This is a genomic window from Arthrobacter senegalensis (assembly GCF_059091765.1).
Genome location: NZ_JBNHGZ010000002.1, coordinates 693,090 through 712,747, shown reverse-complemented (window position 1 = coordinate 712,747; position 19,658 = coordinate 693,090). Strand labels below are relative to the sequence as shown.

Genomic DNA, 19,658 nt, shown 5'->3' with positions numbered 1-19,658 from the left:
CAGATGACGTTCTTTGGACCCACGTCTGGGGTCGGCCGTCGTTATCACACAGGCGGCGACTGGGAATCGGGGCCGCAACGGCCGAATGATACGCAGCCGTCGCGTTCTCACGCATCCCTGCCCAGCCGGATCTTCCTGCCTGAAATCCACCAACCACGAAGGACACGACATGACCACCCAGTCAGAAACCCTGACGATCACCTTCGCTGACCTCCTCGCCGCGATCCAGACGGCCGAGGGCGGTCGCGAGATCAAAGACCCTGCCACGGGGGAGCTCGTGGGCTGCGCACCCGAGCACACCACCGCAGATCTGGAAGCCGCGGTCACCGCTGCCCGCGCGGCCCAGCCGGCATGGGCCGCGCTCGGCCACGAAAAGCGCAGCGAGTACCTGAACCGCGCCGCCGACGCCGTCGAAGCCTCCACCGAAGCCCTCGCCGAGCTGCTCTCCCGCGAGCAGGGCAAGCCCCTGAACGGCCCCAATGCCCGCTTCGAAGTCGGGGCGTGCGCCGCCTGGCTGCGCGCCACTGCCGCATTTGAACTCGAGCCCGAAGTGCTGGTCGACGACGACGGCGGCCGCGCCGAACTCCACTACCGCCCCCTCGGCGTGGTCGGCGCGATCGGCCCGTGGAACTGGCCCATGATGATCTCCGTCTGGCAGCTCGCTCCCGCCCTGCGCATGGGCAACACCGTCGTGATGAAGCCCTCGAGCTCCACGCCGCTGTCGGTCCTCGCACTGGTCCATGTCCTGAACACCGCGCTCCCGAACAACGTATTGCACGCCATCTCGGGAAACCGGACCGTCGGCAACCTGCTGGTCGAACACCCCGGAATCGCGAAAATCATGTTCACCGGCTCTACCGCTGCGGGCAAAGCGATCATCCGCAACTCCGCCGACACCGTCAAGCGCCTGACCATGGAACTCGGCGGCAACGACGCCGGCATCGTACTCCCCGACGCCAACCCGCAGGCGATAGCCCAGGACCTGTTCTGGGGCGCATTCATCAACACCGGCCAGACCTGCGCCGCGCTCAAGCGCCTCTACGTGCACGAGGACATCTACGAAGACGTCGTCACCGCCCTGACCGAAACAGCGAAAGCCATGCCCATGGGTGTCGGCCTGGACGAAAACAACGTACTCGGCCCTCTGCAGAACAAAAACCAGTACGACATCGTCGCGAACCTGGTCCAAGCGGCCAAAGACTCCGGCGCCCGCATCGTCCTCGGCGGCAACCCCGAACAAGGCCAGCCGGGCTACTTCTACCCCACCACCCTGGTCGCCGACATCAACAACGACAACCCGCTGGTCGCCGAGGAACAGTTCGGCCCGGCCCTGCCGATCGTCAAGTACTCCAGCGTGGACGAAGCCATCGAGATGGCCAACGCCCTCGAGGTGGGCCTCGGTGCCTCCGTCTGGTCCTCAGACAAAGACAGGGCCCGCGAAGTCGCCGCCCAGATCCAGGCCGGCACGGTGTGGATCAACAAGCACGGCGCCGTCGACCCCCGTGTACCGTTCGGCGGTGCCAAGCAGTCCGGCTACGGGCTGGAATTCGGCGTCGAAGGCCTCAAGCAGCTCGGCCAGCCCCACGTCATCAGCTACTAGCGATCACCTGCGCGTGGGGCTGCCATCCCTCGGTGGCAGCCCCACGCTCGCCTAACACCCAAAAGCCGCCTTCTGGGTCTTGTCTCATAAGCCGGTCCTTCAACGCACCGCTCCCTCGCGCCAGAAATCAGACGCTGAAAGCGTGTGGTTGCAGCGTTTTCAGATTCCCAATTAGCCTGCCCGTAAAAATGCCCGCGAGGGTTACTCAAGTGGTACTTGTACGGGCTCACCGACACCTTCGGGCAGATCTCAGGCAACTAGATCTGACAGCGTGTCCAAGGGTGCGGACCCGACGCACAGTGGCCTTCGGTGATGAGAGCTTCTTGTGAGTCAGCAGCATTGAGTCGATCCACCCAATCAGTCCGAGCTCAATCGTCGCGTTCACGGGACCTTGTGCTTGCGAGGCGCTCAGGGCCGATGGCGTCTGGAGAATGGCTTTCGTGTTCGCTGGGCGATCGCCATGAGCACTAGGACGACTGCACAAAGGCAGCCTAGGAATAGTGCGGCAGCGGTCACGGCTGTGCTCAGCGAGCTCATGGTGGCCAGGACACCGACACCGATCGCGACAGCACCCTGCAGGAAGTACGCGACGAGATACAGCAGCGACAAGGTGGCACCGCGATACTCCTCTGGTGCAGCCCGGTTCATGACCCCCAGGCCACCGGAGAAGGCAAAGGAGTACGCAACCCCTCCGATTAGACTCCAGGCGAAGAACAATCCGATCGACCCGGATGTGGCGGCCAGCACCATGAGAGTCAGGCTGCCGGCCGAGAGCAGCGCACCGATGACTACTGCAGCCTGCACGGGCAGCCTCGACAGGAACAGTGCAGTGATGCCGATCGTGGCGGCCGAACAGCCCAGGAGCACACCGGTCACTAAAGCGTCGTCTGTCTGCGTGAACTGGCGGATCATGTGCGCACCGAGGGACAGCATGATCGCACCCACGCAGTATGCAAGGGCAACCGAGATCGTTGCGATCGCGAACGTCAGTCGCAGTCCCGGGACCAAACGCAACGCCTGGGGGCGCCACCGCGGGGCGTTCGTGGGACGGTCATCGGGAGACAGAGTAAGAGCGATGATCGAGCAGACCGCCAGGCCCAGGAGGACGATGTAGCTCCAGAACATCGGCAGGGGCACGAATCGAGCGAACAGGCCGCTGAGCACCAGGGCGAGCATCAGCCCAGAGGCGGTCGAGATCGTGGCCAGCGTGCTGGCGAACCGAGGATTGGAGGTGACATTGTTCTCCACCAGCGAGGCGGTCGCCGCTCCCATCGCCAGTCCGGTGCCTGCCCCCTGCAGCACACGCCCGGCGAACAGGAACCCGACGTTCGGCGCGAGGGCGAAAAGGACGGCTGAGGCTCCGATGAGGACAAGGCCGATGATCATGACTCGGCGTCTGCCGAGCTGGTCGGATAGTCCACCGAACAGAGGTAGGACGATGATGATCGCCAGCTGGTAGGTGGCGAACACCGCGGTGATGACCGCAGGGGTGAGCCCCCAACGCTCGGCGTACATGGGGTAGAGAACGCTCGGCGCCCCGCTGGACCACAGCGCCAGTGCCAACACCGATGCCGAGGCCCAGAATGTTCTTCGCCTGCCGAGGCGCGTGCGGGCATGAGGGACGGCTTCATCGCGCGCCGCAGCAGTAGTTTGCCGTGTCATTGCGGAGGCACCCCCTGTACATCTGTGGCAGCGGCGGTGGCGCCCTGCGTGGACAAAATGCTCCCCATTTCAGCAGCAGCTCAGAGCAGGGTCAGCACGGTCTTGTTCAATTGAAGCGAGAATCGGTCAGCGGGATGTGCGCATTAAAAACGGGCACGGCTTGGCCGTTCACTGAAACCTTATCCCCCACCTAACTGCGCCTGAAGTGTTGTAGGTCATAATTGCGTAATAGGCAGGTAGTGTGTGACTATTACCACTCCCGATGGAAAGAGTGCAGCAGATCATGACCCAACTCTCATATGAAGTTCTAGTTCTGGACGGCGTTGCCCGCTCTGGTGAACAACATCTCCCAAGCGGCGAGTCAATCGTCTCTTCACCGCTGTCGATCACATTGATATCCGGCGAACAGGAAGCCGTGTTAGTCGACGCGCCCTTCACCTATAACCAGGTCGAGCGTGTTCGGAACTGGATTGTTGATTCCGGAAAGACCCTCCGCCATGTCTACATCACCCACGCGCACGGCGACCATTGGCTCGGTGTCGCGGAACTGCTGTCGAGTTTCCCCGACGTGACCGTCCACGCCACGCCGGGAACTCTGTCTGGCATGGAGGAGCAGGCAACGGTCGGCAGGGAGATGCTGTGGGACAAGGTCTTCCCGGGACTGGTGCCTCCGTCCCCGCTCATTGCAGAAGCCGTACCGGCGGCGGGTTTCACGGTCGAGGGACACCAGTTTGTTCCGATCGAGCTCGGCCATACGGACACCGACAATACGACAGCCCTGTGGGTCCCCTCGCTCGGCCTCCTCGTTGCCGGCGATTCGGTCTACAACGGCGTTCACCAGTACCTTCTCGAGATTTCCGATGAGGGCTTCGAATCCTGGTTCGCAGCCCTTGACTTGATCGCGGCGCTCGACCCCAAATACGTCGTGGCCGGGCATAAGGCCCCTGGCGCTGATGATGACCCGGCGGCCATCGAAGAAACCCGCGCCTATCTGAAAGACGCACAGCATCTCCTGGCGACAGTCTCTGGTCCAGAGGAATACTACGCAGCCATTGTGCGCAAATATCCGTTCCGCATAAATCCCGGTCCCGCTTGGTATGGCGCGGTGGGGCTCCTCCGCCCCACCGCCTAGGTCAAAAACAGATTCAACCCTTCAATACCCGCCGCTGACCCGGCGCTGACCCGCCTACCGGCGAGAACCGTTCCTTCAGATAACAAACGAAAGACCTGCCAATGTCCGCTCAAAATCCACTCTGCTCTCCGATGAGTGTCATCTTTGTCCATGGATTCCTCGATGATCACACGGCGTGGCAAGAAGTCACGGCCCGAATGGGCGACGGCGTCGAATCCAACACTCCCGATCTTCCCGGATTCGGCACTCACGTCGACGACCCGGGTCCCTTTACCCTTCGAAGGCTCGCCGATTCGATCGTGGCCCGCATAGACCACAGTGAGACTCCAGTGGTCCTCGTCGGACAGAGCATGGGTGCACAGATATGTGAACTCGCCGCCAAGGAACGACCGGACAAGGTTGCCGGCTTGGTCCTCGTCACCCCGGTCCCGCTTGCGGGGACTCACCTGACCGGAGATGCCGCCGAATCGTTTCGCGCCCTTGGAGGAGACGCAGAGGCGCAGAGACAGGGACGGCTAAATGTCTCAGTCGCACTGGACAAAAGCGCGCTCGACCTCCTCGTTAGTTCCGGAATGGCAGCTCGCTCCGAAGTCGTAGCGCAGATGTTTGACGCGTGGAATGAAGGAGATCCCGCGGGAACGCAACCTGCGGCGTACACCGGCCCGACTCTCATCGTTCGTGGCGGCGGCGACCCGTTCGTGACCCAGGAGATGCTGGACGCCGAAGTGCTTCCCCGCTTCAAAAACGTACAGACTCGTCTCATCGCCGAAGCGGGACATCTGCCCCATCTTGAGGCCCCCGAAGACCTGGCACGCGTTGTTAACGACTTCGTTCGATCCCTTGAATCTGTAGGAGCCCCGTTATGACTGACAGTCCAACACGGACCGCACCGGATTCAGAGGTCCTAAGAGTCAAAGACTTTCTCGCGGCCAGCCCCTTGGGTCGCCGCCGGATCGGTTTCATCGTCGTTGGGTTCCTCTGCGTCCTATTAGACGGGATCGATATCGGTATCTGGGGTTTTATCTACCCTCACGTTATTAGCGAATGGGGGGTGTCGGTAGACCAGGTCACGGTTGTGGCAACGACGGGCTACATAACGCTCGCGTTGGGAGCCTTCGCTGCTGGGCCCATCGCTGACCGCTTCGGGCGGAAACCGACGTTGCTTGTCTCGGCCGCTGCATTCGGGGTGGCTCTGCTCGGTGCTGCCTTCGCAACGAACATTGAAATGATCGGTCTGTGCCGTGCCGTCGCGTGTGCCGGCTTGGGGGCAGTCATGCCAACCGCGATCACGCTCGTGTCTGAGTATCTTCCCAGGAAGCGGCGGGCGCTGCTCGTGACGATCGTGTTCTGCGGCTTCCCTCTCGGCCAGGCCGTTGTAGGGTACATGGCTGCTTTCATTGTTCCTAACTTCGGCTGGGACACGCTCTTGCTCGTAGGAGGTGTGGCAGGTGTCGCGCTCGTGCCTCTGATTGTCTTCATCCTGCCTGAATCGCTGGCATCGCTTCTTCGTAACCCGAAAGATCGGCAGAAGGCCGACCAGATCGTGGCTGGCATCGCCCGTTCGGTTGGCGAGACGCGACCTGTCTCCACTGAGCCCGCTGAATCCGTTGAGGAAACGCCCGTAAAGCACAAGGGCGGGGTCCGAACGGTCCTATCGCGGCAGTATCTCTTGACCAGCACGGTTGTTTGGTTTGCTTACCTCGCCAACTGCACTGTGACTTACATTCTTATCGGCTATCTCCCACTGATTATGGCCCAAATGGGTATCGATGCCTCGGGGTCTGGCCAAGTAGTGGGGATGCTCGGGTGGGGTGGAGTGATCGGTTCTCTAGTCATCGGCTATGCCATGACCAAGCTCGGAAGTTTCCGCGCCGTTGCCTTCGGCCTTGTCCTCACGGCCATCTCAATCTCGATCGTGGCGTTTGGGGAATGGGAGCTGACCGCCTTGATCGTGCTCGGTCTCGCGTGGGGCATCCTTAACGGCGGTTCCAACGGTGGAATGAACGCTGCCGCCACAGAAGCCTTCCCCGCCGTGGCACGGGCGACCGGAGTCTCGTGGATGCACTCGGCCGGGAAGATGGGGGCTATCCTCAGCGGCCTGTTAGGCGGACTCATGATCGGTGCAGGCTGGGGCATGGGTGCAATTATGATCTCTTTCGCCGTCCCGCTTGTTATCGCTGCAGCAGGATTCGTCGTACTGACATACAAGACCCGGTCCAATAAAGCCCTCTAAGAAAGGAACACGATATGTCTAACGAAACGACAAGCATCAAGACGACCGAAGTAGCCGAAGAAGCGTGGACCGGCGCGTTCGAGTCCGAGACTGAAGAAGCCTTCGGGGAAGCATTCGCCGAGAACGTTGTCCTTGAAGCGACGGCCTTGCTCCTTCCCCTCCAAGGCCGCGAGGATGTCCAGACATCGATGGCGACAGCAAGCCAGTACTACTCCACCCTGCAGTTCACCCATGAGGCCAAGAACGGGCCTCGGACCTACATCGAATGGGAGGCCAGCGGGCCCTCGGGTGTGCAGTTCTCCGGCGTAACGGTACTAACCCGCAATGACGAGGGTCTCATCGAACACATTGCTATCAGTCACCGGCCCCTCGGCGCCGTCTTGGAGTTCTCTGCTGAGCTCGCCCGACGCACGGCTGGCAAAATCAAGGAAGGGCATTTCCGCGCCGATGACTAGCAATACACATAATGGCTACACGATCGAGCAAGTAAGTTTTCGAGCTGACGGCGATATTGAACTGTCTGGCAACCTGTACGTTCCCAAAACAGGTAGCGGACCTTTCCCCGGCATAACGATGACTGTGGGATACGGCGGGGTCAAAGAACAGGGCACGCTACCCTATGCGGAACGGTTCGCTGCCGCGGGGTTCGTCGTCCTCTTTCACGACCATCGTGGATTCGGCGCCAGTGGTGGCGAGCCGCGACAGGACATCAATCCTTGGCGTCAGATCGAGGACTGGCGTCGAGCCATTACTTACTTACAGACCCGCTCCGAGGTCGACTCAACCAGGATTGGGGTGTGGGGCTCCAGCTATTCAGGCGGCCATGCAATAGTCCTCGGGGCAACAGGTTCCCGAGTCAGCGCTGTGGTGGCCCAAGTCCCTACAATCAGCGGTTACCAACAAGGGCTGAGACGAGTAAGCCCTTCGGCCACCGCTGCTTTGGAGGCATCTTTTGCCGCCGATGAAGTGGCGCAGCTGGAAGGCAAGGAGCCAAGCCGTATTGCGCTGGCCAGCGCAGACGGGGCGGTCCCGGCTGCTTATAGTGCCCCCGATGCGGTTGCGTTCTACCTTCAGCCAATCCCTGATGGATTATGGGAGAATAACGTCACCATTCGCTCAACTAGAGCTGCACGTGCATACGAACCAGGCATCTATGTGGGGCGTGTCTCTCCCACACCGCTGCTCATGGTCGTTGGCGACAATGACACCGTCACCCCAACGGACTTGGCCCTCGATGCTTATGAACGAGCGCTGGAACCGAAAGAACTGGTGCTGTTCCCCGGCGGTCATTTCGATGCATATTTGGGTGAGTTTGAGACTACGTCCGGGTCAGCTCTACGCTGGTTTACAAAGCACTTGACCAGAAAAGAACGAATACAACCGGAGAATTGATCGGAATGCAGAGTCCCGGGCGTGACATGGCTTGGCCGGCAACAACTCGTTACCGCCTGCCCGTCGCGCCCGGGAACCTGGGCCTGGTGCAGGATTTCCTCAACACGATCGAGGAAGGATCCGTCGCACCGCCCGACCTCCTCGGCACGCTCGAATCCGCACAAGAGTGGGCCGACTCCGTAGGCCGGCTTTGGAAGTCTGTCGACGAGACCGGTCTTGCGCTGTCGTTGCCAGCCCTCCAAGAAGAGGATCGCCTTAGCCTCATCAGGCTACGCAGTAAGCTGTTCAACGAACTGTTCGGCGGCCGCGAAGAGGACGCCGACAGGGCGCTCACAGCGGACGCCGAACATATTGAGCACCCCTCGCTGGTGAGAGTTTCGGGAGGCCGTATAGATATTTTGCCCTCGAGCGAGGGCTGGCAGTACTTCGAAACGGCTCTGTTAATCATCTGCTACCGGGCCCAGCTCTCCGACAGGCTCCGTCGCATGAAGACCTGCAAGAACCACGACTGCAACATCGTTTTCTTCGACCGGTCCCCTAACAACAGCGCTGTGTGGCACGACGTCAAGGTCTGCGGGAATCGCGCCAACGTTCGTGCCTACCGGGCTCGGACCGCGTCGGCCAGGAACTAGTAGCACGATTCAGCACGCGCGTACAATCAGCTAACTCATTGCCTTCCCCAAAGGGCCTACCAAAGTCGTACGGGTGCCTCATGCCCCATGCCTTCTGCCATGGCCCGCAAGCAACCTCCGGAATGTGAGCCGATCATGATTATCTCGTCCGACACGCTGTCCGAAGCGGCAGCGTACAAGCTACTCATCGGATCCATCTTGCCCCGCCCCATCGCATGGGTGAGCACCCTCTCCCGCGACGGGGTCGGCAATATCGCACCTATATCGTTCTTCACTGCGGTCGGGCGTCGCCCGCCCATGATCTCGATCTCCCTGCAGCCACGTGCCGACGGGACAACACTCAAGGACACCTTCAACAACATCCGCGACACCGGGGAGTTTGTCGTGAACATGGCGACGATTGCCCAATCCGACGCCGTTCACCGGTCGGCTTACGAGTACGACTCAGAACAGGACGAGTTCGAAATACTCGGCCTCGCAAAGGGAGAATGCGAAGTGGTTTCGGTGCCCCGGGTTGCCTCCGCCCCCATCGCGTACGAATGCCAGGTCAACCGGATTATCCCAGTCAGCGAGACCGAGAACGTGGTGTGGGGCGAGATCGTACGCTTTCATGTTCGCGATGACCTATATCTGGAGAGAGGCCGCATCGATACCGCCGCGCTCTCCCCGATAGGCCGGTTGGCTGCGGAATACACCCACGTCGAGAACGTGTTCACGACTCCTCTGACTGAGGAAACGCTCGCTTCTCTCGAAGGTACTCGAATGCGCCGGCTGGATAATCTCGATACCGATTTCTCGCCGATCGAAACGCCTCTGTGGTCCCCTTCCGGCTCAACGAAGCCTGGTCCGCAATGACGTCCGCCCGATCATAAATACGGGTTGAACCGCCCCCGCTCCCGTACAACGGATACGTCCCAGGGCCCTCACTAACGTGCTGGCACAGACGAGATACGGCGGTATTGTCGTGGCCTGCGGCATGGCCCAAGGCCACGATCTGCCCGACACGGTCGTGCCGTTCATCCTGCGCGCCGTTACCCTGGCCGGCGCCTACTTTGGGGATGCTCCGCGGGAGCTGCGCAAGCAAGCGTGAGAGATGCGCAGCGCCGATCTGGACCTCGACATACTGGACGGAATGACCAGGACCATCCGTCTCGAGGAGACTATGGCCACCGCTGGGGAGATCGTGCAGGGCAGGGTCGGAGGCCGCAACGTCGTCGACGTCACGCGATGATTGATGAGGTAGTCGATCAAGGACTGATAACAGCACACTCGTATATACGGCTCGAAAACTGTTCTGAGTCTGCTGCGCCGGCGCCAGCTTTAGTCCAGACCCAAATACCGGTAGACGGTCGCGCGGCTGGCGCCGATGAATTTACCGATGTCTGCGGGCTTGAGGCCCTGGGCCTTCAACTCGCAGGCGCGTTGCACCTTGTAGTCCCCCGCGGTGACTTCCCCCCGGCCGGCCCGCCGGCCATGAACGGCAGCGGCAGCCATTCCGGCCTTGGTCCGCTCGACCAGCTGGTCGCGTTCTAGCTGGGCAAACGCAGACATAACGGTGAGCATGGCATTGCCCATTGCACCCGTGGTGGTGATGCCCTCGGTCAGTGAACGGAAGTGGATTCCCCGCCCTTCGAGGTCATCGATGAGCGCCAGCAGGCGCGGCATGTTGAAGGTCCGCGTTCTGCTCGACGGTACTGACCCTGGCACATCCGATGCTTGCCACAACCGCCGCCTCGTTAGTCACATCAAAGGTTCAATTTCCTGCTCTTGAGACTAACAGACGTGAGACATATTGATGAGACGAAGGCGTTCTCCGGAAACCGCGACTTTCTGTCACTCGGCGAGACGATGGCCCAGGAAAGCTCGTCGTCTCAATAGACGGTGGTTTCATGAGACACAGAAGATGCCGAATTCTTAAGCTTTTCGTCAGATACCGATCAAAATGCCTCGGCCAGTCGCGCCACCGACTGCAGGAATCCCGGCATTCCGTTTACGGCAAGTTCGACAGCCAACCCAGTGACTAGGTTGCTAACCATTTCCTTCACGCGTCCTCGATTAGGTTTCCGTGATGCAGCTTCCTCTTCAGCCGCCTCCTGAATCCGGTCGAGTCTTTCGCTGATCTCTTCGATACGTCCCCGGTCGAGTTCGACGTTGGTTAGGTCCGACCGGGCTTGTTGTAGAAGCGCGCGCACTACCTCCATATCGACCGTGTAAATGTGCGCACCCTCTTGAATGATACTGTCGCCCACCGCTGCAATTCCGACCGTGCTGCGGGTTATGTGCATAGTCTTGTTGTTCTGGCTGTAGTCATAATTCACGCTGCCACCGCCCCGCCTCTCTGCCTCTAGGAAGTGGCGGGGGCTTACACCGCTGTAGAGGGCGCTCCTGCCCAGGGAAGTAAGTTCCGGCCTGACGAGTTCTGCAGACGCTGTTGGGATGCCATCCAGCAGGCGGTACTCCTGCAACATCGCGACAACATCCTCCACCTCCTGCTCGGACACTTCTTTGGATCGGACTGTCATGCCGATGAAATCGTGACTTCCCGCGGGTCCTTTTTCATCTACCCAGCGAAGAAATTCCTGCTGCACGGCATCCATGCGCAAAGGCCCGCGCTCCATCGAGCGCTTCAGCACAGCCGCAACCCGCTCCCCGAGCGTCGTTAGTTCCCACTCGGACACGATAGACACCTCGGTGCAGATGAGATCGAAGGACTTTAACTCCGTGGTGACGCCATTTCGTTGTCGCCCCGTCCATCCCTCAGGGCTTCCTGTTGCGGTTCCCCCCTTGTCCAGTATCCATACCAGGGCCTCGTGTGCGTTCGGCGAAAGCCGGTCGATCAAATGCAATAGATCAGCCATATCCGTTCCTCTCCTGCGGGTCCTGCAATTTCGGCTCAACCATACTTCGACAGGGGGAGGGTGGCTGCGCAACAAGATATGATCGTGTCGCTCCGGCGGCCTGACTTGCATGCTCCCACTAGTTTTTAGGTCCTAGATGCTCTCTCCGGCGCAGTCCGCTCTCAGTGGTCAATAACGCCTTCTCCCCTATTTTGACTGACTATGATTCCGGCAACGACTTCCGACAGCTCGATCCAGGCCATTCCTCGGGTGATCATGGCGGTCAAAACTGACAGGGTCTCAAACGGTCGTTTTTGACTCGTGCACTGATCGATCGGACCGGCGTCAGTTCGCAAAGTTCTGAGCTACCCGCCGTCCATCTCCTAAGCTTTCTAAATGGCCGCAGAGAAACCGCCTCTAAAACTGCTTGTCGAACCCGACGAGTATCTGTGCACGTGGCTATTACCTGGCCCCAACGGGGGTGTGACTGAGCATGCCGGCGCTCTCGATCTCCGTGCTAACCGTCCTCCCACCGGGTCGGTATACGGCAACGTCCCAATTCAGTGGGACGAAACGGCAACAGGGCAACGTAGTGCCGGCTTTCCTCAAGAGGTCCAGCTGCCCCGTTTGCGAGCACGTCTCGCAAACGGACACGATGTGGATCTGATCGATGCCTCAATCACTTATTGGTTTCCGGAGCAGGGCCACATCAGCGCCGGTACCGCCATTGTTGGCGCTCCCGAGGGGCTTCGTGGATTTGGTGCGAAGATCGCCTGCGAGGTGCAAGATCAGGAACAGGCGGCAAACCAGTCAGTGGTTCCGACCTATTCGCGTGTGAGCGCGCAAGTTGGCGCGCTCGATGCATTTGCAGGAGCCTCTCCGTTCTCAGGGTGGACGTTCCCGAAAGGTGGGGAGGGCCGGCATCTGGAGGGCGACTGGGCTGTGTCTGGCAATCCTGACTCGTCCCAGAAGTGGAGCGACGACGACGTCACCGTGCGCTTGGAGTACGACGCCAGCATCGCAGTAGGTAACGCTTATGCGTTCAGGTTCGTCGTGAGCCCGGTCGTCCGGATCGAGTCACGAGAGGCATTGACGGTGCGCGCCTGGGTGGACCGGTGGATCGTCCCCCTTCGACGTATTGTCTCGATCGCCACGGGAGATGGGCAGCCCCTCACCTATCTGGCCGTCGACGCGAACGGCGTCGACGGGCCCGGTACACACCAACGCCGGCAGGTCTACGGGTTGGGAATCACACAGGAGCCGTATCAGTCCGACGAGGCAGCGGTGAATAAGTCTTCGACAGCAGTCCATATCGCCGTCGATGGTCTGTCCCTACTCGACATGCTCAGGCGCTGGCAAGGGCTTGAGGACGATCATCACCCGCTAATCGAGACCTACGGGGCGATGTTGTCGGCGACCGACGAGCACCCCCGCTCCCGCTTCCTTCTACTCGTACAAGCGCTGGAGGGCCTACACGGTCACGAGACCGCTGCTGCTTACGAAGAGCGAAAGAACCGTCACACGGAGAAACGCAATACCCTCATTGAGGCGCTCCAGAATGCCGACATTCTCAATCCTCAACAACTGACGTTCGTTAAGAAGAACCTCACCAAGAATCCGCCTCGGGGGCTGAACGAGGCCCTGCATCACCTGCTGGGTGAACTGCCTGTGGATCTCACTCCGCGGCTGGCAGCCTGCAAGTTGTTGACTAACTACCTGGCCGAGGCCCAAGGGCCAGAGGCACAGCGCGTCGCATACGCGCTAAGCCGAGTTCGCAACGATCTGGCCCACGGTAACAAGGGTTTCGACGCTTATGACCTTCATGACACGGTGAGGGTACTCGAGCGCATAGTGCGTGCCCACGCTCTGCGCCTGTTGGGGTGTCCCGAACCAGTCTTGGAGCGCGTCTGCAATCTGGACCAGTAATAGTTGTCCTAGCGTCGGCGGATCAGTAGAAATGAGTCGTTTCTGGCACGGCAATGCGGCGAGCTTCATCAGCTTCGGACCCTGTGTGATAGGAATCAGGCATGAGCGATTCGGCCGAAGATTGGCTTGAGCTGGAGCGGTGGGTTATCAAAACGCGAGACCTGTCGTCTGATCCTTCCGCATACTCCCTTGCCCCCGACAGTCTCTTGGCGGGAGATGAAAACGGCATGCCAAGCGGAGTCTCCGTCGGAGTCGTAACTCGAGCATTCCTAGATTCCGCGGTAGACAACCTCTCGGGAGCCCTATCGAGCATCAAAACGGGCAAGATTCACTCGGTGGCTACCGCCACCGCCACCCGGGGAGCCGTAGAGCTAGCAGGCGTAGCCATGTGGATCCTAACAGGAACTGGGCGGATTGGCCGGCAACAGCGTGCATTGCGAGTCGCTCATGACTCGGCCTTTAATGCTGCCAAGTTCTTCCAGGGCCTCGCAGATTCTGCCGACTCGCCCCAAAACGTTCGAGAGGAAAGCTCGCAGGCTGCCGCCCACCACCGGGGAACATGTGACGACCTAAGCGCGGCCGCGCTTCGCCTGGGCATTAAGAAGACAGCTGTAACAGCGCGCCTGGACCGAACAGCTCATCTTAAGGACGTCGACGAGGCACGAGGAACGGACTTTTTTCAAAAATGGCAGCTTTGCTCCGGGTACGCTCATGGTCTTGCTTGGGCGTCGGCGTTCTTCAACCAACATCTATATACGCACGAGATGGAGGGGGGAGGCAGCCTGCAAGGTGGCCACTTGCCTGAAGACAGGGCTTTGGCGATGTTGGGGTGGGGCAGGCACGCTATAGAAGAGCTTCAGGGAACCTTCGCTGCCGGTCGTGCCCCCATGCCCGACGCCGGCGACGATGGGACGTTGTTCTCGGGGCAGCGTGAAAAAGTGCAGAAGCTGTTCCCTGGCCGTCCTATAAAAACCCGCTTCATCTAGGACTCGGCGCCAGCAGATGCCGTCCTGGTATCACTGATCGGCTCGTACAGGAGGTCTCTACACCTTTTAGAAGCGCTGAGCAGGCGTGTCCTCAATGGATGCATTCTTCATGGTCCAGCCGGCAGGATCTATCTCGCGGCGACCGCCCCACCATCCGCCATAGTTCCATGATTGGCCTTTGGCCATCTCTATGACTTCGAGAATTGAATCTGCAATCTTCCGGTCTGAGATGTCTCCGAATATCTGCGCTCTAACCTCCGGCTTATTCTCAACCAGGTGTAGCGCCGGCGCGACCCTGTGTTGGTGATAGGCAGCACAACTCGGGAAGTACGCAGCGGAAGATGATGCATCCTCGTTCGAGGCCAGGGATAGGCAGCACCAAAGGAAATCGAACTGACACAACGAATCGAGAAAGGCTTCGCCCGATTCTGCATCGTCTGCAATCTGAATGTCGGGCCGTAGATCTGCGCTGTGGCGTAGAAGCGCGGCGGACATTGCAATGAGGTTCCCGCCCTTCTCCGTTTCGTCGGACCGGACAAGGAGGCCCGCCCTTGACGCCTCAGTTATCGCATGTCGAATCCAGGATCTGTAGGAGTAGACGCTGTCGCCTATTGACCTCAAAACAATAGTGGGCAAAGCCTCGTACTGGCCGTTGCGGACAGCGGCGGCCCCCACCGCCATGACCCGGAGAACGATGTCGAGCCAATTGGCCTGCGCACCTTGCTTACCTTGCGTTCTTCCCGGGGTAAGCAGATAGCTCTCGTACAAGTTTGAAAGCACGTCCATGGCGAGCTTGACGGCGGCAATGTCGCCCACGATCACAGCTTCTGCCGCGACTGCAGCAATCCTGTTGAGCGCTGTCGACCTCTGCTCCTCACTTTCTCCTTGGAGGTAAGCATTCTTCGCCGCAGCCAGGAACTTCCTAAGGGCACGAACGTTGCCGTCGGTGAGCGTCCTGCTTAGCGCATCGGTAAATGTCGCTGCATCCATGGCCAGGTCGGGAACTATCATTGCCGGGGCACCGGAGGTACCAACCATCTGCAAGGTTCTGCGGATAAGTGCGTCCACATCTTGACGAGATTCAGCACGTTGTTGGCTCTTGAAGTTAGCAAGAACGTTGCCCCACGTTTTGTGGGTGACGACGGCATTGGAGGTTCCCTCGCGGGTGAATACAACCCCACGGCTAAACCTCGTTACGTTCGCGCCGCTCGGGGCCTTGGTGATGCCGTCCTTTGCCATCACCGCCGGTATTCCGTCAGCCGGAGGCGCGATGTAGATGACTGCCATTCGGGCAGGTTCCCCTGCTAGCTGAAGTGTGTGTACCTGTGCCCGTATGTCGACTGGCGCATCGACATACGGCCTGACAATTTCGGTGAGAGCAGCGGAATCGAACATTTCTTTTGTTGGCGCCAAATACCCTGCGGCCGGCGTTCCGTCATCATTCGCGCCGATGACCAAATAACCGCCCTGAGGTTGGTTCATCATGGCGGCGCAGTCCTTGATGAAATCGAGCTTCTTCACCGGCTCGTTGAGGTTCAATTCCTTCTTGAAGTCCAGGGATGAGTGTTCCGCTCCAAGAGCAAGGAGCTCTGCAAGCTTTTCCTCGCTGACCTGACCGTCGTACGTAAAAGCTTGGGCTGGGCCACCGGGTTCTGGCGCTGTTTCGCTCATCAGTTCATCCTAGGAAGGATTTCCGCTAAATAGCGGAGGCTGATATCGGTGAGGTCTGGAAAAGTGGAAGGGCCGGCACCTGTGTGCCGACCCTTCCTGGGTTTCCCTCTGCAAAGGAAATCTGTGTTTCAGCGTAGCTGAATTATTGGTGGTGCTGCCACAGGGTGGGGAACGTCGTTGTTCCTGATCACGCGGTGGATTGGTTCTTGGGGTTGTGTCGCGTTTAGCGGCGGTCCGCCGCCGTGAGTGGCTATTGTGTCTTGGTCTGGCGCGGCGGACCGCCCCACTTTTGGGCGGTTCCTGGCCGAGTCTGTTGTGGTTGGTGCCCTGCCGGGCGATTTTTGTATGCCGCCCGGCAAGGTGGTCTTATGCGGCTCCGGTGGTGGTTTTTTTGCCGCTGTCTATGATGATCTGTTCGGTCTCGGAGGCGGTGTAGCCCCATGTGACGAGCTGATTGAGGTAGTCGCGGTGGCTTTGGTGGGGTGAGCGCCATGAGTCCTTGGCAATGGTCTTTTCGTATCCTGCGCAGATCAGTGCGATCAGGGAGAACTCGGGCCGGGCGGTGGTGTTTGCGACGTGGTCGCGGAGGGGGTTCCAGCCCCAGCGTCCGTTCTTATCTTCGGTTTTGGCTCCGATCATGTCTGCGGCGACTTCGCCTTGGTATCCGCTGGCGGTTTCGGGGTGGTGGGTGATGGCGTGGACGGTGAAGTACAGCCAGCCTTTGGGTGCCTGCTTCCGCGCCAACAGGTTCTTCACGAACTCGCGGCGGACGATACCGGCGGATTCCATGGCCTTGTTGTTGGTGATCAGGGTTTTGCGTTCGGCTTTTTGTTCCTCGGTCATGGGGCCGGACTGTGCTTGGCGGCCGCCGTCGTAGCGTTCGTGGCGCGGGGTGAAGCCGAGTTCCTTCCACCCGCTGATGACGGGTTTGGCGGAGTGGTTGCCTTGCCAGTTGCGCTGGATGACGTAGGCGTTGGCGTCGTCCTCGGTGGCCGGTTCCCCGTCGGCCCGGTTCGCGGCCGAGACGTACAGGGCGTCTTCGTCGGCGTAGTGGCCCGCGTCCTCGACGATGGCCTTGCCCTGGCCTTCAAGTTCGGCGATCTTCGCGGCACGGGCGGCGGCGATGTCCCGCTTGTCCCGCAGGCGCTGGGTGACGTGCAGTAGCATGTCGGGTTCGTCGGCGAGGACTGCTTCCCAGTTCCTCGGTCGCGTCGGGGTCGTCTTCGAATTCGGCCAGAATCAGGGCTTCTTCGATGGTGCATCCCCTGCCCAGGGCGGCGTCCCCGGCGGTGGTGGACTTGGCTTTCAGCGCGTCCTCGACGTTGATCTTGGTCCGCCCTGTTTTCTTGGCGATCTGTGCCGCTGACACGCCGATCAGGGAGAGCTGGTGGTATGCCTCGGCCTCGTCGGCCTCGGTCAGCGCGGAGCGTTGGATGTTCTCGACTACCTGTGTGACGATGCGTTCTGCTTCCTCGGGGCTTTCGGTGACCATGACGGGGATCTCGGGTCGTTCGGCTTCGACGGCGGCGCGGGTGCGGCGCTGTCCCATCAGGACGTGCACGGTGCCGTCGTCCTTGCGGTGTGCGATCACGGGCTCGAGTACGCCGTGTTCTTTGATGCTGGCCACGAAGGCGGGGGTGAGCGCGGTGTCCTTGCGGACGTTGATGTCGATGGTCAGGGTCTTGGGGTCGAGCATTTCCAGCGTGGGTGTGGTGTTCATGGTGTTGCTCCTTTTGCAGAGGATTTTGGTGGGTGGGGCGACCAGGGATGACCGGCCAGCTTCCCCTCTCCCCCGTTGTTCTTTGGCTGCTGGCGGAGCTTGCGGAGCTGTGCCCGACGCAGGCCCGTCTACCCGCAAGGGCAAAGGGTGGGGAAATTCCTGGAGGAAATAAGCGAGGCACGAGCGCCGAAAGGAAATTCACGCCCCTGCAGGCCCCGACGAAGGAGGGGCTGGACGGGGTGGAGCGGGCACGTACGATCCGAAGGACAGCAGCCAAAAACGTCGAAGACGTGAAAACAGGTTTAGGGAGGGCGGAGCTCTGCGGAGCCGGCACTGGACCCAACAGCCGGCCGCGCCAGCGGACGCCCACCAGGGCGTAGCGCAGCGAAGACCCAGGGTTTTTAGGGGCCCGGGTTATGCCCATTGGCGGGCAGGTGGAGCCTTCCGCCACAGCTCAAAGCTGTCCCCACTGGGTATGACCCGGTTCTCGTTGTCGTACCTCTCCCCCATGATGGGAGCCGGCGGCCAAACCTAGGCGGGGTGCCCGGTGCCCACTTAGCCCTTGAGCACCGGATAATCCCCATCTACCGTGCCCATGGTTTCCATCCAGGCCACGGCCTCCCGCGCCTGGTCCAGTCCAGCCAGCGCGGCGCTGATCGCGGCTCGGCTGCCGGGGTGTTCCTTGTTCGAACTATCGCGGCTCATGACGATCCGGCCCTGTTCGGCAGCCTTCTCATTCCCGCCCCCCCCTCGCGGCCAGGTGGTTTCGGCATCTTTCCACTCCATATGCGGAGCTGAGTGAAGCCGGTTCCCCGCCCAAACCTCAGAGAGGAAGTCATCGACGAGGTGCCCGTCGGGCCGGAGTCCTTCGCCTAATCTGCAGCCAGGGCTGTCCGGGCGGGACGTCGTGCTGCCAAACCAAGGGCGAGCACAGCGGCCGACAAAGCCATCCCGACAGCACCCCACAGGCCCGGGGCCACCATGACGTAGAAGACGGCAGTGACGGCGAGACTGAAGACCCCGTGCGTCACCAACATGGTAAGTCCCGGCCGCCAGCGTGCGGCAGCAAGGACGATGATCCCGGCGGGGAGGGCCAGTAAACCGGCCGTCAGGAGGGCGCTCAGCACCAGGGCCAGCGGGTCACCCGGTGCCGGCACGACCGCGAAGATGCCCGCCAGCGACGTGAGCGTTGCCCACACGAACAGGCCGACTGCGGCAACGCCGGCGCATATCCTGACACCATGCCGTCCGACTGCGCCGTCTGTCGAACCCTCGTTCATGCTCCCCCTGATCAAAGCTGCTGATGGCAAGGCTACCTGCCCTGCGGTACTAGCTCTCGCAGCCGAACCGTCACCGTCTGCGTCGAATCCGGTAGGCCACCCGAGGTCCTCGACAAACGCCGATAACAGCGCATATGTTCGTTGAGGTGACCGCACGGCGGGATTCTCCGCGTGCACGAACGAGCCACTCTTGCGCGGCGGTACTGGACCGCAGCGCCAAGTGTGACGGGATTCGGGGTAAGACACTGCACAGGGATGCTTGTTAGTTTGCGGGCAACTCGTCCAGGCGGTGGTGAGCTTGTCTTCCCCAAGCCCGAAGGCGACGTAGGGCAGGTCCGGCGGGTGACCTGGGTGTGGGCCTCCGCTGTGCAGCGGCGGAATGATCAGGTATGGAACAGCCGTGGGAGACAGAACCGCACGGGCCAATGACGGCGGTACAAAAACAAACGGGCGAAAGCGGTGCTGCGAGGGCACATTTACCGAGGTGGCGCCGGCATCTGGAGCCTGAGCAGGCCAGGCTTTGCCGCCCGTTCACCCGGTCGTGGCGGAACAGGGACCGGCCCGTCATACGGAAGTCCTAGCTTGAG

The 19,658-nt window shown here is 60.7% G+C and carries 16 protein-coding genes and 1 pseudogene; 10 read left to right on the top strand and 7 right to left on the bottom strand.

Annotated features, from left to right (window positions below):
* Positions 1-169: 169 nt before the first annotated feature.
* Positions 170-1,600, top strand: coding sequence for an aldehyde dehydrogenase family protein (locus AC5RVG_RS08725; protein ID WP_494013526.1), 1,431 nt, complete (start codon positions 170-172; stop codon positions 1,598-1,600).
* Between the two features lie 408 nt (positions 1,601-2,008).
* Here the strand turns inward: AC5RVG_RS08725 and AC5RVG_RS08720 are convergent, their stop codons facing one another.
* Positions 2,009-3,262 carry an MFS transporter gene (locus AC5RVG_RS08720; RefSeq protein ID WP_494013525.1) on the bottom strand — a complete coding sequence of 418 codons (1,254 nt, stop codon included), beginning with the start codon at positions 3,260-3,262 and terminating at the stop codon, positions 2,009-2,011.
* A gap of 271 nt (positions 3,263-3,533) precedes the next feature.
* Between AC5RVG_RS08720 and AC5RVG_RS08715 the strand changes: the two genes are divergently transcribed.
* The 7 genes from AC5RVG_RS08715 to AC5RVG_RS08685 all read left to right on the top strand — a co-directional run bounded on the left by AC5RVG_RS08715 (position 3,534) and on the right by AC5RVG_RS08685 (position 9,506).
* On the top strand, positions 3,534-4,394 hold the full coding sequence (locus AC5RVG_RS08715) for an MBL fold metallo-hydrolase (RefSeq protein ID WP_494013524.1): 861 nt from the start codon (positions 3,534-3,536) through the stop codon (positions 4,392-4,394).
* Between the two features lie 131 nt (positions 4,395-4,525).
* A complete protein-coding gene (locus AC5RVG_RS08710; RefSeq protein ID WP_494013523.1) occupies positions 4,526-5,260 on the top strand; it encodes an alpha/beta fold hydrolase in 735 nt (244 codons plus the stop codon).
* Positions 5,257-6,627: an MFS transporter gene (locus AC5RVG_RS08705; protein WP_494013522.1), complete on the top strand. Its 1,371-nt coding sequence runs from the start codon at positions 5,257-5,259 to the stop codon at positions 6,625-6,627. Before AC5RVG_RS08710 ends, AC5RVG_RS08705 begins: the two co-directional genes overlap by 4 nt.
* A gap of 14 nt (positions 6,628-6,641) precedes the next feature.
* The gene (locus AC5RVG_RS08700) at positions 6,642-7,082 is read left to right on the top strand and encodes a nuclear transport factor 2 family protein (protein WP_494013521.1); all 441 of its coding nucleotides are present in this window, start codon (positions 6,642-6,644) and stop codon (positions 7,080-7,082) included.
* Positions 7,075-8,019 (top strand): alpha/beta hydrolase, encoded by a 945-nt coding sequence (locus tag AC5RVG_RS08695; protein ID WP_494013520.1) that lies wholly within the window; start codon positions 7,075-7,077, stop codon positions 8,017-8,019. The genes AC5RVG_RS08700 and AC5RVG_RS08695 overlap by 8 nt, the downstream gene beginning before the upstream one ends.
* Before the next feature lie 86 nt (positions 8,020-8,105).
* Complete coding sequence (locus AC5RVG_RS08690) at positions 8,106-8,651, top strand: CGNR zinc finger domain-containing protein (RefSeq protein ID WP_494013519.1); 546 nt, start codon at positions 8,106-8,108, stop codon at positions 8,649-8,651.
* A gap of 99 nt (positions 8,652-8,750) precedes the next feature.
* Positions 8,751-9,506: a flavin reductase family protein gene (locus AC5RVG_RS08685; protein ID WP_494013518.1), complete on the top strand. Its 756-nt coding sequence runs from the start codon at positions 8,751-8,753 to the stop codon at positions 9,504-9,506.
* Positions 9,507-9,971: 465 nt separating this feature from the next.
* On the opposite strand, the gene AC5RVG_RS08680 is transcribed toward AC5RVG_RS08685, so the two are convergent.
* A complete protein-coding gene (locus AC5RVG_RS08680; protein ID WP_494013517.1) occupies positions 9,972-10,316 on the bottom strand; it encodes a recombinase family protein in 345 nt (114 codons plus the stop codon).
* A gap of 272 nt (positions 10,317-10,588) precedes the next feature.
* The gene (locus tag AC5RVG_RS08675; protein WP_494013516.1) at positions 10,589-11,509 is read right to left on the bottom strand and encodes a hypothetical protein; all 921 of its coding nucleotides are present in this window, start codon (positions 11,507-11,509) and stop codon (positions 10,589-10,591) included.
* Between the two features lie 636 nt (positions 11,510-12,145).
* Between AC5RVG_RS08675 and AC5RVG_RS08670 the strand changes: the two genes are divergently transcribed.
* Together AC5RVG_RS08670 and AC5RVG_RS08665 are read left to right on the top strand one after the other, a co-directional pair.
* A complete protein-coding gene (locus AC5RVG_RS08670; RefSeq protein WP_494013515.1) occupies positions 12,146-13,414 on the top strand; it encodes a HEPN domain-containing protein in 1,269 nt (422 codons plus the stop codon).
* A gap of 101 nt (positions 13,415-13,515) precedes the next feature.
* Positions 13,516-14,400 carry a hypothetical protein gene (locus AC5RVG_RS08665; RefSeq protein ID WP_494013514.1) on the top strand — a complete coding sequence of 295 codons (885 nt, stop codon included), beginning with the start codon at positions 13,516-13,518 and terminating at the stop codon, positions 14,398-14,400.
* 66 nt (positions 14,401-14,466) lie between these two features.
* Here AC5RVG_RS08665 and AC5RVG_RS08660 read toward each other — a convergent pair whose 3' ends face one another.
* The 4 genes and pseudogenes from AC5RVG_RS08660 to AC5RVG_RS08645 all read right to left on the bottom strand — a co-directional run bounded on the left by AC5RVG_RS08660 (position 14,467) and on the right by AC5RVG_RS08645 (position 19,071).
* Positions 14,467-16,071 carry an AlbA family DNA-binding domain-containing protein gene (locus AC5RVG_RS08660; protein WP_494013513.1) on the bottom strand — a complete coding sequence of 535 codons (1,605 nt, stop codon included), beginning with the start codon at positions 16,069-16,071 and terminating at the stop codon, positions 14,467-14,469.
* Positions 16,072-16,437: 366 nt separating this feature from the next.
* Positions 16,438-17,791, bottom strand: a pseudogene (locus AC5RVG_RS08655) (ParB/RepB/Spo0J family partition protein).
* A gap of 555 nt (positions 17,792-18,346) precedes the next feature.
* Entirely contained in the window at positions 18,347-18,496 is a 150-nt protein-coding gene (locus tag AC5RVG_RS08650) for a hypothetical protein (RefSeq protein ID WP_494013512.1), read from the bottom strand.
* Positions 18,497-18,663: 167 nt separating this feature from the next.
* A complete protein-coding gene (locus tag AC5RVG_RS08645) occupies positions 18,664-19,071 on the bottom strand; it encodes a hypothetical protein (protein ID WP_494013511.1) in 408 nt (135 codons plus the stop codon).
* Between the last annotated feature and the right edge of the window lie 587 nt (positions 19,072-19,658).